This window comes from Thermotoga caldifontis AZM44c09, assembly GCF_000828655.1.
GTDB classification, from domain to species: domain Bacteria; phylum Thermotogota; class Thermotogae; order Thermotogales; family DSM-5069; genus Pseudothermotoga_A; species Pseudothermotoga_A caldifontis.
Window position 1 is genome coordinate 1406433 of sequence record NZ_AP014509.1, and the last position, 24107, is coordinate 1430539.

Annotated in this window: 18 protein-coding genes; 1 reads left to right on the forward strand and 17 read right to left on the reverse strand. The window is 52.8% G+C overall.

Annotated elements, in window-relative coordinates; translation table 11 throughout:
* Positions 1–123: 123 nt before the first annotated feature.
* The 17 genes from TSP01S_RS07015 to TSP01S_RS07095 form a co-directional block, all read right to left on the reverse strand.
* A complete protein-coding gene (locus tag TSP01S_RS07015) occupies positions 124–2160 on the reverse strand; it encodes an alpha-glucuronidase family glycosyl hydrolase (RefSeq protein ID WP_041078595.1) in 2037 nt (678 codons plus the stop codon).
* 10 nt (positions 2161–2170) lie between these two features.
* Positions 2171–4195 (reverse strand): beta-galactosidase, encoded by a 2025-nt coding sequence (locus TSP01S_RS07020; RefSeq protein WP_041078597.1) that lies wholly within the window; start codon positions 4193–4195, stop codon positions 2171–2173.
* 81 nt (positions 4196–4276) lie between these two features.
* A complete protein-coding gene (locus TSP01S_RS07025) occupies positions 4277–6238 on the reverse strand; it encodes an ABC transporter substrate-binding protein (RefSeq protein ID WP_041077390.1) in 1962 nt (653 codons plus the stop codon).
* A gap of 14 nt (positions 6239–6252) precedes the next feature.
* The gene (locus TSP01S_RS07030; protein ID WP_231848537.1) at positions 6253–7278 is read right to left on the reverse strand and encodes an ABC transporter ATP-binding protein; all 1026 of its coding nucleotides are present in this window, start codon (positions 7276–7278) and stop codon (positions 6253–6255) included.
* A gap of 1 nt (position 7279) precedes the next feature.
* On the reverse strand, positions 7280–8269 hold the full coding sequence (locus TSP01S_RS07035; protein ID WP_041077392.1) for an ABC transporter ATP-binding protein: 990 nt from the start codon (positions 8267–8269) through the stop codon (positions 7280–7282).
* Between the two features lie 9 nt (positions 8270–8278).
* The gene (locus TSP01S_RS07040) at positions 8279–9388 is read right to left on the reverse strand and encodes an ABC transporter permease (RefSeq protein ID WP_041077393.1); all 1110 of its coding nucleotides are present in this window, start codon (positions 9386–9388) and stop codon (positions 8279–8281) included.
* A gap of 10 nt (positions 9389–9398) precedes the next feature.
* Positions 9399–10382, reverse strand: a complete 984-nt coding sequence (locus TSP01S_RS07045) for an ABC transporter permease (RefSeq protein WP_041077394.1) — start codon at positions 10380–10382, stop codon at positions 9399–9401.
* Positions 10383–10595: 213 nt separating this feature from the next.
* A complete protein-coding gene (locus tag TSP01S_RS07050; RefSeq protein ID WP_144380646.1) occupies positions 10596–10976 on the reverse strand; it encodes a hypothetical protein in 381 nt (126 codons plus the stop codon).
* Positions 10977–11014: 38 nt separating this feature from the next.
* Entirely contained in the window at positions 11015–12499 is a 1485-nt protein-coding gene (gene xylB / locus TSP01S_RS07055) for a xylulokinase (protein WP_041077396.1), read from the reverse strand.
* 10 nt (positions 12500–12509) lie between these two features.
* Positions 12510–13646 carry an ROK family transcriptional regulator gene (locus tag TSP01S_RS07060; RefSeq protein WP_041077397.1) on the reverse strand — a complete coding sequence of 379 codons (1137 nt, stop codon included), beginning with the start codon at positions 13644–13646 and terminating at the stop codon, positions 12510–12512.
* A gap of 3 nt (positions 13647–13649) precedes the next feature.
* The gene (locus TSP01S_RS07065; RefSeq protein ID WP_041077398.1) at positions 13650–14630 is read right to left on the reverse strand and encodes an acetylxylan esterase; all 981 of its coding nucleotides are present in this window, start codon (positions 14628–14630) and stop codon (positions 13650–13652) included.
* Position 14631: 1 nt separating this feature from the next.
* Positions 14632–16947: a glycoside hydrolase family 3 N-terminal domain-containing protein gene (locus TSP01S_RS07070; RefSeq protein ID WP_041078598.1), complete on the reverse strand. Its 2316-nt coding sequence runs from the start codon at positions 16945–16947 to the stop codon at positions 14632–14634.
* Between the two features lie 86 nt (positions 16948–17033).
* Complete coding sequence (locus TSP01S_RS07075) at positions 17034–17990, reverse strand: ABC transporter ATP-binding protein (RefSeq protein ID WP_041077399.1); 957 nt, start codon at positions 17988–17990, stop codon at positions 17034–17036.
* On the reverse strand, positions 17987–18976 hold the full coding sequence (locus TSP01S_RS07080) for an ABC transporter ATP-binding protein (protein ID WP_041077400.1): 990 nt from the start codon (positions 18974–18976) through the stop codon (positions 17987–17989). The genes TSP01S_RS07075 and TSP01S_RS07080 overlap by 4 nt, the downstream gene beginning before the upstream one ends.
* Positions 18977–18986: 10 nt before the next feature.
* Complete coding sequence (locus TSP01S_RS07085) at positions 18987–19841, reverse strand: ABC transporter permease (protein ID WP_041077401.1); 855 nt, start codon at positions 19839–19841, stop codon at positions 18987–18989.
* A gap of 15 nt (positions 19842–19856) precedes the next feature.
* Positions 19857–20864 (reverse strand): ABC transporter permease, encoded by a 1008-nt coding sequence (locus tag TSP01S_RS07090; protein ID WP_041078599.1) that lies wholly within the window; start codon positions 20862–20864, stop codon positions 19857–19859.
* Between the two features lie 72 nt (positions 20865–20936).
* Positions 20937–22811, reverse strand: coding sequence for an ABC transporter substrate-binding protein (locus tag TSP01S_RS07095; protein WP_041077402.1), 1875 nt, complete (start codon positions 22809–22811; stop codon positions 20937–20939).
* Positions 22812–23044: 233 nt separating this feature from the next.
* On the opposite strand from TSP01S_RS07095, the gene TSP01S_RS07100 reads away from it, so the two are divergent.
* Complete coding sequence (locus TSP01S_RS07100; RefSeq protein ID WP_231848539.1) at positions 23045–24097, forward strand: endo-1,4-beta-xylanase; 1053 nt, start codon at positions 23045–23047, stop codon at positions 24095–24097.
* Positions 24098–24107: the final 10 nt, after the last annotated feature.

A 24107-nucleotide genomic window follows, 5' to 3' on the forward strand; every position in this document is an offset into this window, starting at 1 on the left:
TTATTGCAAAAGTGTCAACTATTTCGTCAAATATGTTCCACGTACGCTAAGATCGTGTTTCTCACGTCGTCGAAATGAGGCGGGCAAAAAGCGGCGCTCAGTTTGTCAAATTCCACCAGTACGTCACGGATAAATCTTTCTCCCTCTCTCGTCTGGTATGCCCGTTCTTCGGTAAAAGTACGTGTTGATGACGTCCCTCCATTCTTTTGCATGTTCCAGCTGCATCGTCAATCTCTCGAGCACACGTTTGTACCTGACCGGATCGATCCTGCCTTCGAGTTCCTGCCATTTCTTCACGAATTCTTCGACTTCTTCAACTCCTTCGAAGTGCAGATCGTACATCGCCTGGATCAGGGTCTTACCGGATTTCAACCTGTGATCGTAGCGGACCCGATGGAAAAACAGAAGGAGATCTTCCGGACACGTTTCTATGCTGTCGAAGATCTCGCGCCAGGGTGAGCGATACTGGAGCGTGAAACCTGTTCCTCTCGACGTTCTATCGACCCCGATCGCCTCCCAGTTTGCCCTGTGGTACGTGCCCCACTTCGAGTATTCGTAACCTTCGGGATTCGGACCGTAGTGATGGTTCGGATTCACCATCCAGCCGAGCCCGAACGGGGTCGTGTACTTCTCGTAAGTTCTGTGAGATTTCATCAGCATGTACTCGATGTTGTTCATCACTTTTTCATCGTTACCGAAAGTCAGAACAATCCATTCCCTCACGATCTTCTCCACGCGCTCATCAGGGTTCCACGCGAGTCTTCCAAAGGTGTACAGGTTGGCCTGCGCAAGGTCGTGTCCCGTCCAGTTCGGATCCGTACCAACGTTCGAAACGCCAGCCACACCGCAGAGCTTCCTTCCGAAGAGCGTACCGTCCACGATCCTCTTGACGAAGGATCCCTCTCCCTTCGCAAAGGTGTCAAAGTCGAGCACTTCCTTCCAGAACGTTCCAAGATAACACAGATGTACCTGCTGACCGGTGTACTCCTGCGTGATCTGAAGTTCGAGCATTTGGTTGGTCCGCTCCAGTGCCCCGAACAGCGGCGAAACGGGCTCCCTCACCTGAAAGTCCATCGGTCCAAACTTGGTCTGAAGGATCACGTTGTCGCTGAACTGACCATCGAGAGGCTTGAAATTGTCGTAGGCTGCCTTCGCCCTGTCAGTTGAATGGTCCCTCCAGTCCTGCAGACAGTTGTAAACGAACGTGCGCCAGATCACGACGCCCCCGAACGGCTCGAGCGCTTCGGCCAGCATGTTCGCCCCATCCACGTGCGTTCTACCGAAAAAGTGTGGACCTGGGTTGAATTCTGAATCTGCCTTGACGAGAAAACCGCCGAAGTCTGGTACGAAGCTGTAGATCTTCTTAGCCTGATTCTTCCACCAATTTCTGACTCTTCGATCCAGCGGATCTGCCGTTTCCAGACCGCCGAGGATCATCGGTGAAGCGAAATTCACACTGAGATAGATCTTTATGCCATAATCTCTGAACAGATCTGCCAGCGCTGACAGCTTCCTCAGATATCTTTCATCGTCGATCAGTTTCACAGCTTCATTTCTCACGTTCACGTTGTTCAACACCACGCCGTTGATACCGATCGAAGCGAGCAATCTGGCGTAATCCCTGGTCCTTCGGTTCATCACGATGCGACCGTTTTCGAAGAAAATCGATCTTCCAGCGTACCCTCTTTCGACCGAACCGTCCATATTGTCCCAGTGGTTGACCATCCTTAAAGGCATCGCCGGCTCAGAGATCACGTTCATCGTCTCTACGCGTTCGCCCAGCCTAACGCGCTTGATGAGTTCAAACACAGCGTGGACAAAACCTGACGATCTTTCCGCTCCAACAACGAGCGATTCCGTGCCATGAACGTTCCTGTGGAGAATGAAGAAACCTTCTTCGTGCAGCTCTGGCGTCTCAAAGAGTTCGGCGAGTTTCCCGATCCGACCGAGCACTAACGCCTTTTTCTTCTTGAAGCTGTGTTCGATCGAAGGTTCAAGATCGAGCGCACACTTGGCAAACAGTTTCAGCTCGGTGAGCGCAGTCTTCACCTCTTCACGATCGGCGAGCAGAACGATCCTTTTGAACCATTCTCTGTACCAGGAAAGTTCCTCCTCTGGCAGTTTTTTGTATTCGAGCCAGCACATTTCGTACTGATCCATCTTCATCACCTCATTGATCGATCCTTTCCAGAACCAGAACGTCCTCAGCATCCAGAACCAACTTCTCGGAGAACAGCTGACCGCTCAGAATGTCCCGCCACCTTCCTTCTTTCAAACAGATCTCTTTTCGCTCCTTACTGAAATTCATGACGAACAGATAAGTTCTTCCATCTTCGCTCCGTCTTTTGACGATCTCGAGGCCGTCGGACGGTCCATCGCAAACAGTTTCAATACCGTGCTGTTCGATCACGTAGCGCACAAAGTCGTTACAGAATTCCTGTGAGGCGCAGGACGCGATGTAGTACGCTGTGCCAGAGCCATACCCGTTCACTGTTACACAGGGCTGGTTCGCATAGATACCATCTACGTAAGTGCCAAGCACGCTTGCTCCTTCGACCTTTATCAAACTCTCGAGCAGTTTCACAACATAGCTTTTTCCCATGAAGGTCATTTTTCTTTCTTCGTCGGGTGGGAAGGCGTCGAACTCCTCGATCCGCACTCCAAAAACATCGTTCAGTGACGCCAGATAACCTCCCAGCCACGCGAGGTTGTTCTCGTCGACGATTCCACTCATCGTTGTGGCAACGAACACTCCACCAGCTTCAACGTACTCTCTGATTTTTCTGGCCGTTTTCTCGTTCAGCATGAACAGTGCCGGCGCGAAGATGGCTCTGTACTTGCTGAAATCCTGTTCTACCGAGAGGATGTCCACACCAGTGTTCATCCTCAGCAGGGCTCTGTAGTACTTCTCAACTTCCTGAAGGTAGGTGAAGTCGATGTTTGGCCCCGGACTGTCCTCCAGCGCCCACCAGCTGTTCCAGTCGAACAGAACGGCAGTCCGCGAGTGAACCCGCGTGCCAAGGATTTCTGGTTCGAGCCTGCTCAGATCCTGTCCAACACGCTTGACAGCTCTGAAGACCCGGGTCTCGTTGCTGTTGGCATGTGTTATCACGGCTCCATGGAAGCGTTCACATCCTCCCCGAGACTGGCGGATCTGAAAATAGAGTGCTCCGTCCGCACCGTGGGCGATGGTTTGAAACGTATGTAGCCTCAGAGCCGATTCAGATTTCTGGTGGTTGTACCATTTCCAGATCGCCTGCGAGGGTGATTGCTCCATGAGCAAGACAGGTTTTCCGTCTGCGGCTCCCCTCATGAGCGCGCATCTCAAAGATACCTTCGCATAGTCTTCGGTGTAATCCGGATAGCTGTCCCAGGATATCACGTCCATTTTTCTGGCCCAGAGGAAGTAATCGAGCGGTTTGAAGGTGGCCATGAGGTTCGTGGTGATCGGTACGTGCGGTGTGTGCTTTTTCAAGGCCTGGTATTCCAACTCGAAGCATTCGAGCAGGCTCTCGTTCATGAACCTTCTGTAATCCTGATAGATCGCGGGATTGATCGACTGAAATCTGTCCTTTCTGAACAGCAGAAGGTTCCGTGCTGTCGGTACAGTGATCTCTTCCCAGTCGTAGATCGTCTGACCCCAGAACTGGGTGTACCAGCTTCTGTTCAACTCTTCCAGCGAGCCGTACTTCTTTTTCAACCATTCTCTGAACTTCCGTTCGCACACTTCACAGTAACAGTAGTTCGCGTACTCGTTGTTCACATGCCAGAGGATCAAAGGTTTATAACTTTTGTACCTCTCAGCCAGTTTTTCGGCGATGTTCGCAGCGAACTGTCTGTATTTTTCGCTGTTCGGACAGAAGTTCGCCCTGCCCCCAGGAGTTCTTCTGTGACCGTTCGCATCAACCGCAAGGATCTCGGGGTACTTTCGGGTCATCCACAAAGGTGGAGCAGCCGTCGGTGTCGCCAAGCAAACGAAGAAACCTTCTTTCTCCAGAATTTCGAGTGCTCTGTCCAGAAAGGAAAAATCGTAGCTGTTCTCGTCTCTCTGTATCAAGGACCAGCAGAACACCCCTACGGTTGCGATGTTCATGTGCGCCTCTTTCATCCACTTCAAATCCTTCCTGAAGATTTCCTCGTTCCACTGTTCCGGGTAGCACTCTCCACCGTACAGAAACTCCTCTTGTCCAGGCATTATCAAGGCACATCACCACCTTCAAGATTTTAAAAAGGGCCTACCGTCCGGGTAGGCCCCCAGATTGAACACACAAAAGGATCACTTCTGCTTGATGAAGAACTGCATGGGCATGGCGTTGAGCGGGCTTCTCAGCACGTCGTCGGTCACGATCTTTTCCGGAACGTTTCTGAAGTTGTTCTTCACCACGGCTGGAGACAGATCTTCACCCACCGTGCCTATGAGCCACAGGTTCTCTCTGTGGATCTTCGTAACTTCCCTCATGTATTCTTTGATCTCTTCGTCGCTCGTGGCTGTCTGTATCTTGAGCCACAGATCCACGAGTCTTATCACATCTTCAGGCGGGACCTCCGCATCGGCTGGAGGTGTTTCACCCTTCAGATACGCCTGGATCCAGGTGGTCCATGGTGCGTACCACCAATCACTGTACACAGTCACGCCGGGGAAGGTGAGCATCGGGGAAGCGAGCGGTTGGGCTGCTCTGTCGAACGCCCACACGGCCGCATCGTATTCGCCGGTACCCATCCTGGTTTCGAGCAGGGACCTTTCGATGTTGTTCACTTCGATCCACACACCTATCTTCTTCCAGTGCTCCTTCACCATCGTCCAGATGTCTGCGTGCATCTGTCCTGTGACTTCGACCGTGAACCTCAGCGGTCTTCCATCCGGGAGCAATCTGTACTCGTGCTTTGCATCCCATTTCAAACCCATTTCATCGAGCAGTTTGTTCGCCTGGTCTGGATCGTAGTCTGCGTAGGCTTTCTCCCACTCGGGATCGTAGTAAGCTGAACCGCTGACAAACGAAGCCTGCCTCGGTTTGGCCATACCATTGAACAGCACTTCGCTGATCTCTTCCCTGTTGATCGCCAGAGACAGGGCCCTTCTGAACCTCACATCGTTGAACACCTGTCTCAAAACTGGATCGGGATGTGCCGGGTTCAACGACACCCTGCTGACGGACCCGTTGGCTGCGATCCAGTTCAGAACCCTGTAATCGCCTTTCTTCTCATTCTCCTTGAGCAGTGTGTAGTTGCCGGCTCCCGACGCGAGACCACCTATGTGCCTCCACTGCATGTCGATTTGACCGGACACCGCCCTCAACAGGATGATTTCGTTGTCTGTCACGTATTCGTGTCTGATGTAGTCGATGTACGGCAGCTGGTTACCCTCGATGTCCACCGCCCAGAAGTACGGATTTCTCTCCAGCACGTAGAAGGGTTCCGACGGATCGGTGATGGCTTTCCAGGTTCCCAGCACCGGCAGTTCCACGTTCCTCACGATGTTGTTCTTCTGGTTGAAGAGATCGACCCACGTGTTGACGCCGGCAACTTTCCGCATCTCTTCCTGAATCTTCTCCATGGGTGTGTACTTCGGATGGAACTGCTTGAGATAATGTTTCGGAGCGCCAGTGAACCCGGTGCTGTACGCTACCTGGGGCATGAACAGTGCGTAAGGCTTACCGAATTCGAATTTGATCGTGTAATCGTCGATCTTGGTGACCTTGGTTTGCACGCCACCGATCTTGAACCATTCTGGCTTGGTCGGTGTGAGCTCATCGTTCCCGACGATGTCCTCGACCCAGAAGAGGATGTCATCGGCTGTGTAAGGATGTCCATCCGACCACTTGACGCCTTTCCTCAGATAGAAGATGTATATTCTTCCGTTCTCGAGTATGTCCCACGCCTTGGCAAGACCGGGCAGGAAGGAACCACCTTCCATGTCCCAGTACACCAGGTGCGGCTCCACGATCTTGTAGATTCCCCACTGGTCTGCCAGACCCTTCCAGACTCTCCTCCACGTTCCACCGAACTGGCCAACCTCTTCGTGTGGTATGACCACCAGAGGTTCTTCCGGGAGTCTCTGCTCAACTGGTGGCAACTTTCCCTGCTTGACAAGCTCCGTCAGCATCGGAGACTCCTTGTACTGCGTGATCTTTTTGCCCGTCAACTTCTCCATCTCGGCAGGCGTCGCGTACACACCCCAACCGAAGGCCCAGACCACGGCCATTGTCAGGACTAACATCAGCAGCAGGCGAACCTTCATGAAAATCCCCCCTTCTAAAGTTGTCGCACACTCCTTAGAGAGAGTTTTTCTGCGAAGTGGCAGGCCACATAGTGTGGGACTTCCTCCGAACCAACGTTGCGGAACTCCGGTACCACGGTTCTGCAGACTTCTTCCGCGTACGGACATCTCGGATGAAAATGGCATCCGGGTGGTGGGTTGATGGGGCTCGGTACCTCTCCCTCGATAGGTTTCAACTCTCCAGCCGCATCCGGATCAGGTTTTGGAACCGACAGTAGCAAGGACTCAGTGTAAGGATGCTTCGGCGAGTTGAACAGCTCCTCCGTGTGCGCCAGTTCAACGATCCTTCCGAGGTACATCACCGCTACCCGGTCGCTCACGTGCTGGACAACGCTCAAATCGTGCGAGATGAACAGGTACGTCAGTTTGAACTTTTCCTGAAGTTCCATGAGCAAGTTGAGAATCTGAGCGCGAATCGACACATCCAATGCGGCCACTGGTTCGTCGCAGATGACGAGCTTCGGCCTGAGAGCCAGCGCCCTGGCGATGACGATCCTCTGTCTCTGACCACCGCTGAACGCGTGGGGATACCTGATCATGTATTCCGGTCTGAGGCCAACAGCTTCCAGCAACTCGGCAACTTTTTCCTCGAGTTCCTTACCCTTGGCTATTCTGTTCACGAGCAGAGGCTCTCCGACGATCTCCTTGACCTTCAAACGCGGGTTGAGGGACGTGTACGGGTTCTGAAAGATCAGCTGCATGTACCTTCTCAGAGGTTTCAGCTCTTTCTTCGACAGTTTCGCCACGTCGACCACTTTCCCATCGACGTTGAGCAGTATCTCGCCTTCAGTTGGATCGATCGCTCGCAGTATGCAGCGCGCCGTGGTCGTCTTACCGCAACCGGATTCTCCCACAAGGGCGAGCGTCTCACCTTCGAAGAGATCGAAGCTTATTCCATCGACCGCCTTGACATAACCCACAACTTTTTTGAAGAGACCCTTTTCGATCGGAAAGTACTTTTTCAGATTCCTCACTTCGAGCAACTTCTGGCCCGTTTTCAACTCACTTACCTCCATACAGGAAGCACTTCACCATGTGTTCTTCTCCAACTTCCACTTCGATCGGTTCCTGTTTATCACAGAGTCCTTCGATGAAACTGTCACACCTGTTGTGGTACCTGCAACCAGCGGGAAGGTTGTAAGGGTCCGGCACGATCCCTTTGATGGCTTCCAGCTTCGTCTTCCTTTGAGCCAGCCGCGGTATGGATTTCAAAAGTGCGCGCGTGTAAGGGTGCATTGGGTTTCGGAAAAGATCTTTCACCCTCGCCGTCTCAACTATGTGACCGAGATACATGACTGCCACCCTGTCGGCGATCTGAGCGATCACGCCCATATCGTGTGTGATCCACATGATGGCCGATCTGTACTCCTTTTGAAGCTGTTTCACCAGGTACAGAATCTGCGCCTGGATCGTCACGTCGAGCGCCGTGGTCGGCTCGTCGGCTATCAGGACCTTCGGATTCAGTGCCAGGGCCATGGCGATCATGCACCTCTGCAGCATCCCTCCCGAAAGCTGGAACGGGTACCGATCCAGAACCTGTTCCGGATTCGGTATCCTGACCTTCTCCAGCATCCTCAGAGCCAACCTTCTGGCTTCTTGCTTTGACATGTTTTCGTGCAACGTTATGGCTTCGATCATCTGGGCACCGACCGTGTACACCGGTGCGAAACACGCCGCCGGTTCCTGAAAGATCATGGCTATGTCCTTTCCCCTCATGTTTCTCATTTCTTCTCCATCGGCGTCCAGTTTCGCCAGGTCAAGAACACCCTTCTCGTTCCAGAACAGGATCTCTCCGTCCACTATCCTGGCCGACTTTGGCAGTATCCTCATGATGGAGAGTGCCGTGACGCTCTTGCCACAGCCCGATTCGCCGACGATACCGAGGACTTCTCCCTCGTTCAGCTGGAGATTGACACCGTCGACGGCTCTAACCTTGCCTTCAACCAGTTCGAAGTAAGTCCGCAGGTTCCTGACCTCTAAAACCTTCCTCATGCCATCCCCTCAAGTTTTGTAAGGATCCGCCGCGTCCCTCAAACCGTCGCCGACAAAATTGAAACACAGGACCGTCAGTATGACGAAGAACGCGGGCGAGAGAAGCCACGGATACAAAGCGACCGTTCTTATGTTCTGAGCCTCCTGGAGCAACACGCCCCAGCTTATCGCAGGAGATCTGAGACCCAGTCCAAGGAAACTCAGGCCCGTTTCACCCAGGATCATGCCAGGTATCGCGAGCGTTACAGAAGCGATGAGATGGCTGGTGAGCGCTGGCAACATGTGTTTGAAGATGACTCTGAACTCGCTGGCACCTGCGAGCCTCGCCGCAACGACGAAGTCCTCTTCCTTGAGTGCGAGGAACTTGCTCCGAACGACGCGTGCCAGTCCCGTCCAACCCACGAGAGAAAGGATCACAGTGATACCGAAATAAACCCTGATCTGTGACCAGTACCGTGGCAGTGCCGCAGCGAGTGCCATCCACAGTGGTATCGTGGGGATACTCCTGATGAACTCGATCGATCTCTGCACGAAATTGTCCACCCAGCCACCGTAATAACCCGAGATCCCACCTATGAGGATGCCCAGCAACATGCTCAGAAAGACTCCAACCAGACCTATCGTGGTCGATATCCTCGCTCCGTACAGCACGCGAGACAGAACGTCACGACCCATTCGGTCTGTCCCGAGCAAGAACATCGTTCCCCGTTCGACACCGAAGAAGTGTATGTTCGTCTTCCACACGCCCCAGAATTTGTACTCATCGCCTCTCACGAAGAACTTGATCGGGTAAACTTTGGAAGGATCTTCTTTGTATATCTTTCTGAGTGTCTGTGGGTCGCGTTCGACTTTGAACCCGTAGACGAACGGCCTTGTGAGCTTTCCATCCTTGAAGAAGTGTATCCGCTGTGGAGGGGCATACACGTACATCGAATAGATCTTCTCGGGATTGTAGGGTGCGAAGAACTCACAGAAGATTCCAAGAATGTACAGCACGAACAGAACGATGAGTCCAAAGACGGCGAGTTTGTTTTTCTTGAACCTCCACCAGATCAGTTTCCATTCAGAGGCAAGGTATATCTCTTCGGTCTTGATTTTTTCCTTTTTCTTCCCCACCATCGTCGATACCTCACTCGAACCGTATCCTGGGATCCAGCCAGGCGAGGATGATATCCGAAATGATCGTTCCAACGATAGTGAATATGCTCAAAAACATCACCAGACTCCCGGCAAGGTACATGTCCTGGGATCTGAGTGCATCGAGCAATATCACACCCACGGTCGGAAGGTTCAGGACGATCCCGGTCACGACCGCTCCAGAAACGATTTCAGGCAACACCCATCCCGCGGTGCTCGCGAACGGAATGACCGCGACACGAAGCGGGTACTTCCAGTAAAGTTCCTTCTCCGGTACACCCCTCGCTCTCGCCGCGACCACGTAAGGTTTTTCCAGCTCGTCCAGCAAATTGGCCCGCAGGATCCTTATCAAACCAGCCATGCTCCCGGTACCTATCACGATCACGGGCAACCATATGTGCTTCAACAGGTCCACGAATTTCGCCCAGCTCCACGGAGCGTTCGCGTACTCCGGTGAGAACAGACCGCCCAGGCTGACACCAAACGTCGTGTAGACAGCCCAAAGCAGTATCAGGGCGAGCAAGAAGTTTGGTGTTGCAAGCCCTATGTAACCGAGCACCGTGAAGGTATAATCGCCTATCGAGTACTGGTGTATACCAGAATAAACACCGATGAGAAAGCCGAAGGCCCACGCGAACACAGTCGACAGCACAGAGATGAGCACGGTGTACCAGAGCTTGGGACCTATGAGCTCGCTGACAGGCTTTTCCCACATGAACGAGTAGCCGAAATCGCCCTTCAGCACACCCTTGAACCAGATGAAGAACCTTACCAGGAGTGGTTTGTCGAGCCCGTAGCGAGTCCTCAGCACTTGTAGAGCTGCTTCATCGATCGCCTCACCGCTCTGTTTCAGGTTCATCACGTAGACTGTCAAATAATCTCCTGGCGGCAACTCGATGATGATGAAAGAAACCACCGCTATGACGAAAAGCAATGGTATCGCAAACAGGAGCCTTCTCAAAAGGTACGTGAGCATGGATCAACCCCCATTTTTTCTTTACCGGCCGGAATTATCTTGACACAATCGTTATGCTCATGTCAAGGTTGTTCGCGCAGATCTTTCCAACTTTAACCAGAACAACGCGGTTTATGGAATAGTTTTTTCGCTCGTTCCTCACTCTTACTCTCTTGCTTTTCCTTTTTCGCGATTTTACATGTCAATCTAACTCGATTCATTCCTGGTTAAAGCTCAGTGACTGTGCTTTGAACTGAGGCTCAACGAAGAGAGCACGAGCAGGAGACCGAGCGCAGGTTTGATGAAATATTTCACATACTCCGCCCAGCCGAGCCTGTAACCCAGTGTGAAAAAGAACGGACTCTGAAACAGGGCGATCAGGAGCAGCTGAATCCCGGAGAAGATGAAAAAGCGTGCCAGCAACTTTTTTGAACCCTTCTCAGATGCGCTCCTGTAACGATCTTCGAAGTAAACCATCATCCCTATGAGGACCACACCAAATACAACGATGAAAAACTTGCCCAGGGCGTTCATGAGCTCCGGTTTCATGCCAAACAGAGCCGCGACGGTGTAAAAAAACCTGTACGCTTCGAAAAGCGTGTAGAAGCAAAGCAACACGTTGATCAGCAGGAAAAGGTAGACCAGCGTGCGCCTCAGTTCTGCCCCTCCCTGAACATGTCCTTCAAAGTTGAATAAAGTTTTCTGAACGTCTGGTAGAACTTTTCATATCTATCGCCGTTCTTGCGATCTGGTCTGGTCGATTCCTTCAGTTTGAACCACTCTCTGGATATCTTCCTGACGTCCAGGTTGAAATAACCTGAACACGCCAGCATCGCCGCACCGTACGAAGCGCCTTCGTCCACGAAGGGCTTTTCTATCTCAACACCCAGCGCGTCCGCGATCATCTGGTTCCACACTCTGCTCTTCGATCCTCCGCCAGCGATGCGCACGCGCTTTGGATTCAACCCCAGTTCTTTGAGTATTTCGAAGGAATCCTTGATTCCAAACGCCACACCTTCGAAGATCGCCCGCACCACGTCCCATTTGGAATGGAAGGAGGAGAGTCCGAAGAACACACCCCTCGCGTGTGGATCTCTGTGCGGAGTTCTTTCACCGTTCAGATAAGGCAGAAACAGAATTCCGTTCGATCCGATCGGCACCTGCGCCACCTGTTCGTTTATCTCATCGTAGTTCTCACTCAGGAATCTCTCTTTGAACCACTCCAGCGAATACGTCGCCGTCAGCATCACACCCATGTGGTACCTCACGTTCGGCACGGTGTGCGCAAAGAAGTGAACCCTTCCTTTCGGGTCGAAAGAGCCTGTGAGCGTTGGTGCGACCACCGTCCCAGAAGTCCCCAGGCTCACCATCACGTCACCCGGTTCGATCACACCGACACCGAGCGCCGCACACGCGTTGTCCGCACCACCCGCGACGACGACTGTATCTTTCAGGTTGAGCTCTTCAGCGATCTCGCGCTTCACCTTGCCAACGATTCCGTTGGAAGGCAAAATTTCAGGAAGGATCTCTTTCTTTATTTTCAGAACCGAAAGCACATCGTCGTTCCAGCACATTTTCGAAACGTTGTACATCGTCGTGCCCGATGCGTCCGAATGCTCCGTCGTGACGTTGCCCGTGAGCATGAAATTGATGAAGTCCTTCGGAAGCATCATCTTGTGGATCTTCTCGTACACTTCGGGTTCGTTCTTTCTCAACCAGAGAAGTTTCGGCAGCGTGAAGCCCGTCAGGATCGGGTTACCCACCATCTTCAGAACCTGTTCTTCGCCTCCCAGCAGGTTCGTCGCTTCCTCGCATTCAGCGTAGGTTCTCTGATCGCACCACAGTATCGCATCCCTGAGCACACGGTTCTCTCGGTCGATGATCACAAGGCTGTGCATCTGCCCACTCGTGGCGAGGGCTCTTATCGTTCCACCGATCCTCGAAGCTTCACTCGAGAGCGCCTTCAGCACTTTCACAACCGCATTCCACCAGTCGTGAGGATCCTGCTCCGCCCAGGCTGGCCTGGGTGTCGAGAGGGACAACTTTTCACCGTGTATCGCCAGAATCTTCCCCTCAGCGTCCACCAGTAAGCCCTTAACACCCGTCGTACCGAGATCCAGACCGACGAACAGTTCCACGGCCATCACCTCACGTCACGTTCTCGATGATGTTTTCCACCGCGAGGACCGCAGCTCCAACGAGGTTCGAACTCACGGTCCCAAAGATCGAGGGCCTTATCTTCAGCTCTTTGGTTGCGTCTTTCAGCGCCCTGCGTTTGACCTCCTCCTCGATGATCCTGTAGAAATATTCGCCGAGGTCCTGAACCTCCCCACCAAGGATGACGATCTGTGGATTGAGAATGTTCACGATGTTCACCACACCGATCGCGATGTTCTCGGCGAGTTTCTCCAGAACCTTCCTGCTGTCCTGTTTCTTTTTCAAAGACGCGAACTTCTCGATCGCGTTCTTTCCTTCGAGCTTACCTTCGTAGTGCTGTATGGCCCAGTTGATCGAAGCGAACAGTTCCCAGCAACCTCTGTTCGAACAGTGACAGCGTTTGTCCGAACGCATGTCCACGGTCATGTGGCCCGCTTCACCGGCGGTGTAAGTTGGGCCGCGGTAGAGTTTTCCATCGATCAGCACTCCCGTACCGACACCTTCTCTGATCACTATGAACACTGCTTCCTTCACGTCCTTCATATCTTCTGAGTGGTACTTCTCCGCCAGTACAGAAAGGTTGGCCTCGTTGTCCGCCAGGATCGGAATGTCAAGTTTCAGAAAATCGTTTATCACCACATCGCGCCAGCCGAGGTTCGGTGCCATGAGGATCCGGTTCTCTTCCATGTCCACCATGCCGGGCACCGAAAGCGAAACGCGGTTGATCTTCTTGGTTGCAGAGTACCTGTCGAAGATCTCTTTGACTTTCTCGAAGAACTTTTCTGGGGCTTTCGGAGTCTCGAACGATCCACCGAGTGTAACGGTCCCGTCGAAGTAACCGAGACCATATGTGGTCACGTTCACGCCAACATCGAAGACGAGGCTGATGAACGCATCGCTCTTGATGTCGAGCAGGATTCGGCGCCTTCCAGGGGAATTCTTTCCCTCGGAACCGACTTCCTGTACGAAGCCTTCCTCTATCAGTTCCTTCGTGATCCTCGTGACGCTGCTCGGGGTCAAACCCGTGATTTCGGAGATCTCCGATCGCGAAAGGGGTCGGTTTTCGTGGACTATCTTCAGGACGTTTCTTTTATTGAGAACCTTGATCCACGGCGAGTTGTATTTCAAGTTCTATACCCCCTTGCGGTAAAAGATCTCTTTCAAAAATTCTATCTTCTTTTTCGTCTGGTGTGATCCCCCTCCCTCGTGACCGGCGAACGGATAGATCTCGATCCGCTTGGGACCCGCGTAATGATTGTAGGCGGCGAAGATTGTCGACGGTGGGCATATGTCGTCCATGAGGGCAACGGAGAAGAGCGCCGGACACTTCGCCCTTGCAGCGAAGTTCACACCGTCGAAGTAAGAGAGCGTCCTGAAAACAGTTTCCGTTTTATCTGGATGGATCTTGCAGTACCTGCTGATCTCGGCGTACGGTGTGGTGTCCACAAGTTTGACGGCGCGCTCGAAATGGCACAGAAACGGTACGTCGCAGACCAGTCCCTTCACCCCTTGAGAAAGAGCCGCGGCGGCGAGCGCTATGCCGCCGCCCTGGCTCATACCCCCCACGGCGATCCTTTCTGCGTCGATTTGTTCGAGATGCCGAACGGATTCAACCGCCATTACTGCGTCCGTGAATACCCTCCTGTAGTAGTAGGTCTTCGGGTCGAGTATTCCCCTCGTCATGAAACCGGGATACTGTGGCCCATAGGAAGGTTCATAATCCGGCGTATCACCTTTGAGCCAGCCACTGCCCTGTCCCCGCGTGTCCATGACGAAATGCCCGAAGTTCGCACACGCGTACAGCAACCAGTCGTACGGGTAACCCCTGCCCCCACCGTAACCGATGAACTCAACCACGCACGGCAGTTTCTCCCGGGCATTTTTCGGGAGGATCAGCCACGCCTTGATCTTCTGCCCCATGTACCCGCTGAACGTCACATCGTAAGTATCGAGAAGATCCAACCCAAAGTCCACCTTTTCCAATCGTGGTGGTTCGAAACGGCTCAGACTCTCCTCTATGGTCTGACGCCAGAAGTCATCGAAGTCTGGTTCTTCTTTTCTTTCCGGAAGGTACTGTCGCAACTGTTCTAAGGGCAGATCGTACTGAGGCATATCAGAATACCTCCACTTCGCTGAAGAACTTCCTCATGGTCGGAACCTTTCTTTCCTCACCCGTGAGCTCGACTTCACCAGAATACTTTATGTCCACAGACGAAGCCCCGACCATGAACCTGTACACACCTGGTTCGACGACGAGTTCCATGCGTTTGTTGTAGTACGCCAGCACGTCGGTGTGTACCTTGAACGTGACCGTTTTCTTCTCACCGGGCTTGAGGTGCACCCTGGCGAAGCCTTTCAGTTCCTTCACCGGCCTTGTGACCGATGCGTACTCCCGGCCAACGTAGAGCTGAACAACTTCTTCTCCTTCCACGTCACCCACGTTTTTCACATCGACCTTGATGACGATCTGATCTCCCGTTGGAACCTTGGCGGGTTGAATTTTGAAGTTGCTGTATTCGAACTTCGTGTAGGAAAGTCCGTGTCCAAACGGATAGAGCGGTTCGACAGGTTCGTCCACGTAGTCTTTGTGCCAGTGTGACCTTCCACCCGACGGTTTCACGTAATGGAAGACGGGAAGTTGACCGGCACTCCTCGGGAAACTGATCGGAAGCTTTCCAGAAGGATTCACCTTTCCGAGCAACACCTCCGCGATCGCCTGTCCTCCAGCCTCACCGGGCAACCAGGCTTCCACTATCGCGTTGACTCTGTCTACAAAATCACTCAGCGCGTAAGGCCTGCCCGTGATGAGCACCAGCACGATGGGTTTGCCCGTCTTTGCGAGTTCCGAGAGCAGCTTCTCCTGCAAGCCTGGCAGTCTCAGATTCGCGCTGTCTCTCGATTCACCAGATGTGCAATCTTTTGTCAGACCCGCTCTGTCGCCCAGCACGGCCACAACCACATCGCACCGCTCCGCCAGCTTCACCGCCTCGCGAATGTCTTGTTCAGTTCCTTCGAGCACGCCACAGCCTTCCGCCCATTCCACATCCACGCCTTCCTGTTTCAGCGCATCGTAGACGCTCATGATTCTTGAAAGCTCCTTGTTGACCATTTCCTCTACCTTCTTGAGGTTGAACCTCGGCGCGTTTATGTCCGCGAAGTTCACCGTGTCGAGCAGTCCCCTTATGTGCGTGTAGTAAGAATAATCACCGAACAGGTTGCGTACGTTCTTCGCGTTCGGTCCCACGAGTGCAACTTTGAGCCCTTTCTTCAGTGGCAACGTTCCATCGTTCTTCAGAAGGACGATCGATTTTCTCGCCGTTTCGAGCGCAAGATCGTAGTGCCTCGGGAGCGATTCACAGTCTTCCACGTAAGGATTCTCGAACAGTCCGAGCTTGAACTTCATCAAAAGCACCCTGTAGACTGCTTCGTCGAGCACAGTTTCAGAAAGTTCTCCAGTTTCGACGAGCCTCTTCAGCTCGCGGTAGCAATCGATGCCCGGAAGTTCTATATCGATGCCCGCTTCCAGGGCGAGCTTTGCCGCCTGCGCTTTGTCCTTCGCAACTCTGTGATAACTCCTGAGCACGTCCACCGCGAAATAGTCAGAAACGACTATGCCTTTGAAGCCCCACTCTTTTCTGAGCGTTTCGGTCAAAAGTTCTTCCGAACATGCGCATGGAACACCATCGATCTCGCTGTAAGCGTTCATCACGGACAGCACGTTCGCACACTTCACTGCCGCTTCGAACGGCAGCATGAACACTTCGCGCAGTTCTCGTGGACTCACGTTGCTTGGAGCCCAGTTCCTGCCGCCTTCCGAAGCACCGTAAGCCACAAAATGTTTCGTGGTGGCCACAACACCATTCTCCTGTATCCCCTGCACGTAAGCAGTCGTCATGCGCGCCACGAGATAAGGCGATTCACCGAAAGTTTCTTCCGTCCTTCCCCACCTGGGGTCTCTCACCACGTCCGCAACGGGTGCCAGACCCTGGTGAGCCCCCACCTTTCTCAGATCGCTACCGATGGCCCTCGCCACGCGGTTGACAAGTTCAGGATCCCACGTGCTCGCCATCGCTATGGGTTGCGGGAAGTTCGTTGCGCCCAGGCCCATGTACCCCGCGAGACACTCCTCGTGTATCATCGCTGGAATGCCAAGCCTGGTGTTTTCAACCAGGTACTTCTGAATCTGGTTAACGAATTTGACCACTTCCGCCGGTTCCAGGTTCGTCGCCCCACCGGGTCTGGTTATCTGTCCTATGCCGTGTTTCAGCAGCTGGTTGGCCCTCTGCTCGGAGAAGTTTCCCTTTTCGTCGAGCAACTCGTAACCCCAGACCGACCCGAGCTGTGCGATCTTTTCATCGAGAGTCATCCTCGAAAGCAGATCCTTCGCCCTCATCTCCGCCGGGACATCGGCTCTCCTGTAAAGCTCCATATTCCCAACCTCCCTGAAAGATGCCTTCAGCACTATCGATACCGTGATGATCGAAGCAATAGCAACCAAAACCACCCAGTAGCGTTTCATCTGTACAGGAAACATTTCACCTGGACCCCATTGACCTCAAAATAAGGAGGTGATTCCTTCTTGCAGATTTCCATAGCGTTCGGACACCTTCCAGCGAACTTGCACCCTGTTCTCAGATACTCTTCGTGCTCCTGATCCGCGAGGACCACCTTCGTCGTCCAGCGTCTGGATGGATCGGGCTCTGGCACCGATTCTCGGAGCAGACGCGTGTAAGGATGTTTCGGCTCCTGCAACACTTTTTCTGCAGGACCGAGCTCGACGATCTCGCCGCGGAACATTATCGCCATTCGATCGCTCACGTAGTAAGCTGTGGCGAGATCGTGTGTGATGTACAGCACGCTCAAACCGTACTTGTCTCTCAGATCTTTGAACAGGTTCACTATGGACATCCTCAGAGACGCGTCCACCATGGACACGGGCTCGTCCGCCACGAGCAGTTTCGGATTCGTGAGGAGTGCCCTCGCGATGGAGATTCTCTGGAGCTGTCCTCCGGAGAACTCGCTCGGATACTTTTCACAGAATTCCTCGAAGGCTATACCCACGGCCTCGAGCTTTTCTTCTATGATCCTTCTCGCTTCTTCTCGTTCTTGAGCCACACCGAGATTGAACAACGTGTCGTAGAAATAGCTCTCGACCTTTCTGAGCGGATTGAAAGTGGAGAACGGGTTCTGAAACACCGCCTGTATCTCTTTCAAAAGCCGTCTTCTCTCCTCCGTTTTCAGATTGTCTATCCTCTTTCCCTTGTAGTGGATCTCTCCCGATGTTGGCTCTTCAAAGCCAAGGATGATCCTCGCGGTCGTCGTCTTGCCACATCCACTCTCTCCGGCGAGCGTGAATATCTCCGCCTCGTTGATCTCGAACGTCACGTTATCAACCGCGAGAATCTTCAATCTCGAAAAAATGCTTCCTATGGTGAAAACTTTCGTCAGTCTCTTCACTTGCAACAGGCTCATCTCTTTCCCTCCTGAACGAGCCAGCAGGCTGCCATGTGGTCTTTTTCACATTCGATGAGTGCTGGCGTTTCCTCAGTGCACCTGTCGAAGACGTGTGGGCACCTCGGGTGGAACGCGCAACCGCTCGGGAGCTTCTCCAAAGAAGGAGGACTGCCTGGGACACTCTCTCTCCTCATTCTGTCTCCAAACTTCGGCAGGGAACGTATCAGATACCTGGTGTAAGGATGCGTGGGATTGTTGAAGATCGCTTCGGTGGGTCCTTCTTCGATGATCTTACCCGCGTACATGATCGCTATCCTGTCCGAAATGTTGGCGTGCACGCCCATATCGTGCGTGACCAGAATCAGCGTGTTCCTGTTGGCCTTCTGAATATCCCTCAGAAGCTGTATGACACCCCTCTGGGTCACGACGTCGAGCGCCGTCGTCGGCTCGTCTGCCATGATCACCTTAGGTGACAGGACCGTTGCCAGTGCAATGGTCACCCTCTGCCTCATGCCCCCAGAGAGCTGGTGAGGATAGGCGTCCAGCAACGTGACGGGCAATCCGAGCTCCCTTATGTGAACTTTCGCCATTTCGTATGCTTCGTCTTTCGTTTTTCCTTTCACGTGACTTTCAATGAAATCCTTGAAGGTTTCCTTTATCTTCACAACCGGATTCAGCACGCTCATGGAACCCTGTGGAACGTACGAGATGAATCTCCAGCGAAGCTTCCTCCTTTCCTCCTCGCTGAGTGAATACACGTCCACGGCCTGCCCGTCGACGAAGTAGTAAAGCCTTCCACCGAATATCTTCTGTGGTGGCTCTATCGCAGCGAAGATGGCTTTCAAAAGCGTGCTCTTACCACAGCCACTCTCCCCCGCTATGCCGTAGATCTGATTCTCATCGACGGACAAACTCACATCGTCCACAGCTTTGATGATTCTTTTCCGGCCGAAGATCTCCAGCACATAATAAGATTTGAGCTGCTCCGTCCTCAACATTTCCATCGATCTCACCTCAAGCCTGTCCTATTCTCTGTATCCTCATCCTCGGGTCGAGATACGCGCTGATACTGATCGATATCAAATACAGCGCTATGAAGAGGAACACGGACGTCACCACCGGTGTCAGCACCCACCACCAGTACCCCAGAAGAAGCGCCTGGTAGTTTATCGCCCACTGGAGCATCGTTCCGAGCGTGGGCAACATGAGGTTTGAAACTCCCAGAAACGCGAGAGTGACCTCCATACCTATCGCCCAGGACATGTTTCCTATGAGCGTGGCGAAGATGAGCGGGACCAAAAACGGAAGGTACTCTTTTGAGACAACCGAGAACGCCTTCAAACCAGAAAGAACGGCGGTGTATGTGAAATCCCTTTCTCTCAAACTCAGAACCTGGGACCTTATGACTCTTGCATCCCACGCCCAACCGAACACTCCAAGCAACAGTCCGAGCATGGGCAGGCTCATCCTTCCCTTCGTTATGGTTGCCACGAGGACGATGATGATGAACAGAGGCACCACGAGGAAAGTATCACAGAGAAACGTCAAGATCCTGTCCACGAGACCTCCTTTGTACCCGGCGATCACACCTATGATGATCGCGATGACTCTGGAAATCAAAGCGGCGATGAGGGCCATGACGAGAGAATTCCTCACCGCGAAGGTGAGCTGCCAGAAAATGTCCTGACCGAGGGAGTTGGTCCCCAGAATGTGTGGCCATTTTGGAGGTAGATCGCGCATCAACGGATTGCGTTCGTAAGGACCGTACGGGGAGAAGAACGAAAGTACGGAAAGGAACACTAGGACCAGGAGCACAGAGAAACCGAACGCAAAGCGACCGTCTCTGAGAAGGTCTTTCAGCACACGCATGCTTTCACTCCTTCCTCATCTGTATCTCACTCTCGGGTCGAAGAGTGGATAAAGCAGGTCTATCAAAAGAATGCTCGTCGTAACCAGAAGAATGGAAAGCGTGCTCGCACCCAGCAAGAGATTGTAATCGCCGGAGAAGATGGCACTGTACATGAGCATTCCGATGCCCGGATATGAGAACACTATTTCGGTGATCAAAGCACCACTGAATATCTGGCCTAAGGACAGTGCAAGACCCGTTATCTGAGGAAGCATCGCGTTCCTTATGACGTACTTGCTGACGATCCTGTTCTCCTCTATTCCACCCATCTTCGCGTACTTGACATAATCTTCCGACCTGACCCCCTGGACGATGAGTTTCATGCCCTGGAACCAGGCGAACGTGCCGATCAGCACCAGAGACAGCGCCGGGAGAAACGCGTACTTGAGAAGTATCAGCACGTTCTCCAGGGTGAAAGTGAACTTCGTGCCTATCCTGAAGCCTCCACCGATGGGGAAAACGGGGATCACGTAGGCCAGCAGGATCAGGAGCGCGAGTGCTAAGATGTAGTAAGGCATGGGTCTTATCACCATCGCGATGCCGTCGAGCACCTTACCCCAGTTTCTATCGGAATAGTACCCCGCGAGTCCTCCGAGAATGTTTCCGACGATCCAGGAAATCAGGGTGGTCACGAGGAGCAACCCAGCCGTCCACGGCAGAGATTGTTTTATGAGTACGATGACAGGTGTTGGAAATTGAAAGTACGACGGACCAAAGTTTCCCGTGAAGAGTCGCTTCCAGAATCCCACGTACTGCTCCCAGAGGGTTCCTTCAAGACCGTAGAGCTGTCTCAGAGTTCTTATCGTCTCCTGTACTGCCGCCGGGTCCCAGTAAGTACCCTGTGAAGACAGACGGTCTATAAAGCTCTGAACCGGGTCTGTAGGGAGGAAACGGGGAATGAAGAACACCATGGTGATACCCAGCCAGATGACGAGAACGTAAGTCACTAAACGAGGAAGGAGATAACGTTTGACGAAGCTCAAAACTTTCAACCTCCTTGTCTGCGTTTTTAAAAGGGCCGGGGTCGCCCCGGCCCTTCATCAAGGATCAGATCATCACTTCTTTCCTGTCGGTTTCAGGAACGGCAACATGTACTTGAAGTTCGGCCAGTGTGGATAAGGCTGTGCGTACATGTTCTCAGCACCCGGGAAGTTCGTCCAGTAGTATTCGTCCCACGCGATGACGCCAGGATAGTTGAAGGTTGGTATCGTTGGCATCTTCTCGACCAGGATCTTGAGAGCCTCGATACCGAGCTCGATCAACTTCTCAGTATCGTTCCAGTCAGTTACCTGCAGTTCTTCGATGATCTTGTCCATTCTCGGATCGGTGAAGCGTGCGTAGTTACCCCACGGTGCACCTTCACCAAGCGCTGGTACGTACGCAGAATAGTACGGCGTGAGTGTTCTGGACAGATCCGGATGACCACCCCACGGCTCTGCAGCGGGCCAATCTGTCGACACTTCGAACTCACCCTGCGCGTTCTGTGCAATTTCCAGCGACTGTGCGACAACGTCGATACCGAACTTCGTCCACGCCTGAACGGCAGCGAAGGCGTTCCTCTCAGCTGGCCCAGCAGGGTTGTTACCCGTGTTGATCGTGATCTTCCAGAGCTCGCCGTTGGGCAGGCGCCATTTTCCTTGCGCGTCTCTGTAGAAACCGTTCTTCTTGAGGAGCTTCTCCGCAACGTCGGGTGCGTACTTCCACCAGCCGGGTCCGAAGATCTTCTTGATCTGTTCAGGATCGTCGGGTACAGGATAACCTCTCTTCTTCGCGTACTCTGCGAGCCTCAGACCCGCTGTTGGATCGTAAGGTTTGAACTTTTCACCGTTTCCAAGATCGAGTTCGAAGTTCATCAGCCACTCTTCCATGCGCTTGTAGTACCACTCGTAGTATGCTGGCACGAGCGGGATGTGTATCGGTGACAGCGTGACGGCTCCGTCGAACGCATTGGCGGCGTATTCGACGATGTCGATCGCCAGCGTGAGTGCCCATCTGACCTCAGGATTGTTGAAGGGTTCTATTGCGTTGTTCAAGTGCAAACCGGTGACGCACGGATCGATGTTCACCGTCCACGGGAAGTCTTTTCTCCACGCGCGTGCGGTCTTGACCCTCCTGAGAACCACCTGCAGGGCCTCGTAGGAGAAGTCAGAGATGTCGAGGTTGTGTTGCGCCATGGCAAGCACTCTCTTTTCTGCAGCGCTGTAGAACACCATCAACACGTACTTCGGTTGTGGCATACCGTACAGCATACCGGTGGGTGTTCTCTGCCAGTCATCTCTCCTCTGCCACAGTATCCAGTATCCGCCTGGATCGTAAGAGTGGAGCACGTATGGGCCTGTACCGACTGGTGGGTTGAAGTTGAAGCTCAGAGGATCTTCAACCTTTTCGAATATGTGTTTCGGGAGTGGTCTGAACGCTCCCCATCTGTCGACGAAGTTGATGTGGAACCTCGAATTCGGTTTCTCAAGTTTGATGAGCACCGTGTAGTCGTCGATCTTGACCATCTCTTTCACCTGCTGCATCTGGGTGTGATAGCCGAAGCCACTCGTTTTCTTGGACAGTTCGATCGTGTAAATCAGATCGTCTGCGGTGAACGGCACGCCATCGCTCCAGTAGACACCCTTCCTCAACTTGATCGTCAGTTGCGTGAAGTCTGGACTGTAGATTGGAGGTTCTGCCGCCAGGGCGTTGATGACCTCTCCAACCGCGTACTCCATGCACCACAGCGGCTCGAGCAACAGGTTCTGAATTCCCCTGTCGTTCCAGACCCACGTCGCCCAGATGTTGAAGTTTCCAGGGTTCGCAGCCCTTCCCGTCAACCATTGAGCGATGAGAGTTTCGTTCCTTGGAATGCCTGGAGGCAACTCCTGCGAGAGGGAAAGACCTGCGAACAATGCCAGCACCAAACCGATGAGGAGAACCTTCTTCATCCACGCTCACCCCCTGAATGATGTGATGCTTTTTTTCCTTTCTGGAAGTATCTTAAGAAAACACCGTTTAAAAATCAAGGCGCGTTTTCCGGGATTTTCGGTGATCGCCGGGAAATATTCCCGGTTTCTGTCACTTATCTCAAGGTTTCTTGATCTTTGATGAAAAATCACGAAAAACCGCCGCTTGTTACATGGAGCTGAATAAATTATCCTTAAAGATGGGGGTGAAGAGCGTGAAAAAACTGCTGGTTGCGTTTCTGTTGTCTCTTTTGACATTGGGACTTGCATCGAACGGATTGGAGGGAGAAACTTTGAGATCCTTAGCGGAAAAGTTGGGAATCTACGTCGGTTTTGCGTCGATCAACAACTTCTGGGTCCTCGCAGATGGCAGCACGTACATGGAGGTTGCAAAGCGAGAGTTCAACATACTGACGCCTGAGAACCACATGAAGTGGGACAGCATACACCCGGAGCGTGACAGGTACGATTTTTCGAAGGCCGAAAGACACGTCAAGTTCGCGCTCGAGAACGGCATGGTCGTCCACGGTCACACCTTAGTCTGGCACAACCAGCTCCCACCCTGGTTGAACAAGGAATGGACGAAAGAAGAACTGCTCCAGGTTCTTGAAGAACATATAAAGACAGTCGTGGGATATTTCAAAGGAAAAGTCAAGATATGGGACGTTGTGAACGAGGCGGTCAGCGACGCTGGGAGGTACCGGGAAACGATCTGGTACAAAGTCATAGGCCCGGAGTACATAGAAAAGGCCTTCATCTGGGCCAGGGAAGCGGATCCAGACGCCACTCTCATATACAACGACTACAACATAGAAACGATCAATCCCAAGTCGAATTTCGTTTACCAGCTCGTGAAAGAGCTCAAAGAGAAGGGCGTACCGATCGACGGCGTGGGCTTTCAGATGCACATAGACATCAACGGGATCAACTACGAGAGCTTCAGGAACAATTTGAAGAGGTTTGCCGACCTGGGACTCAAACTCTACATCACCGAGATGGACGTGAGGATTCCCAAAAACGCCACGCAGGAGCATCTACAAAAGCAGGCCGAGATATACGCGAAAATATTCGAAATCTGCCTCGAAAATCCGGCGGTCGAAGCCATACAGTTCTGGGGCTTCACCGACAAATACTCCTGGGTGCCGGGCTTCTTCACAGGCTACGATCACGCTCTGATTTTCGACAGAGACTACAATCCCAAACCTGCGTACTTCGCGATAAAACAGGTTCTTGCGAAGAAGCTGGAAGAAAAGCTGAAGGGTAAATGAAGTGAGCTTC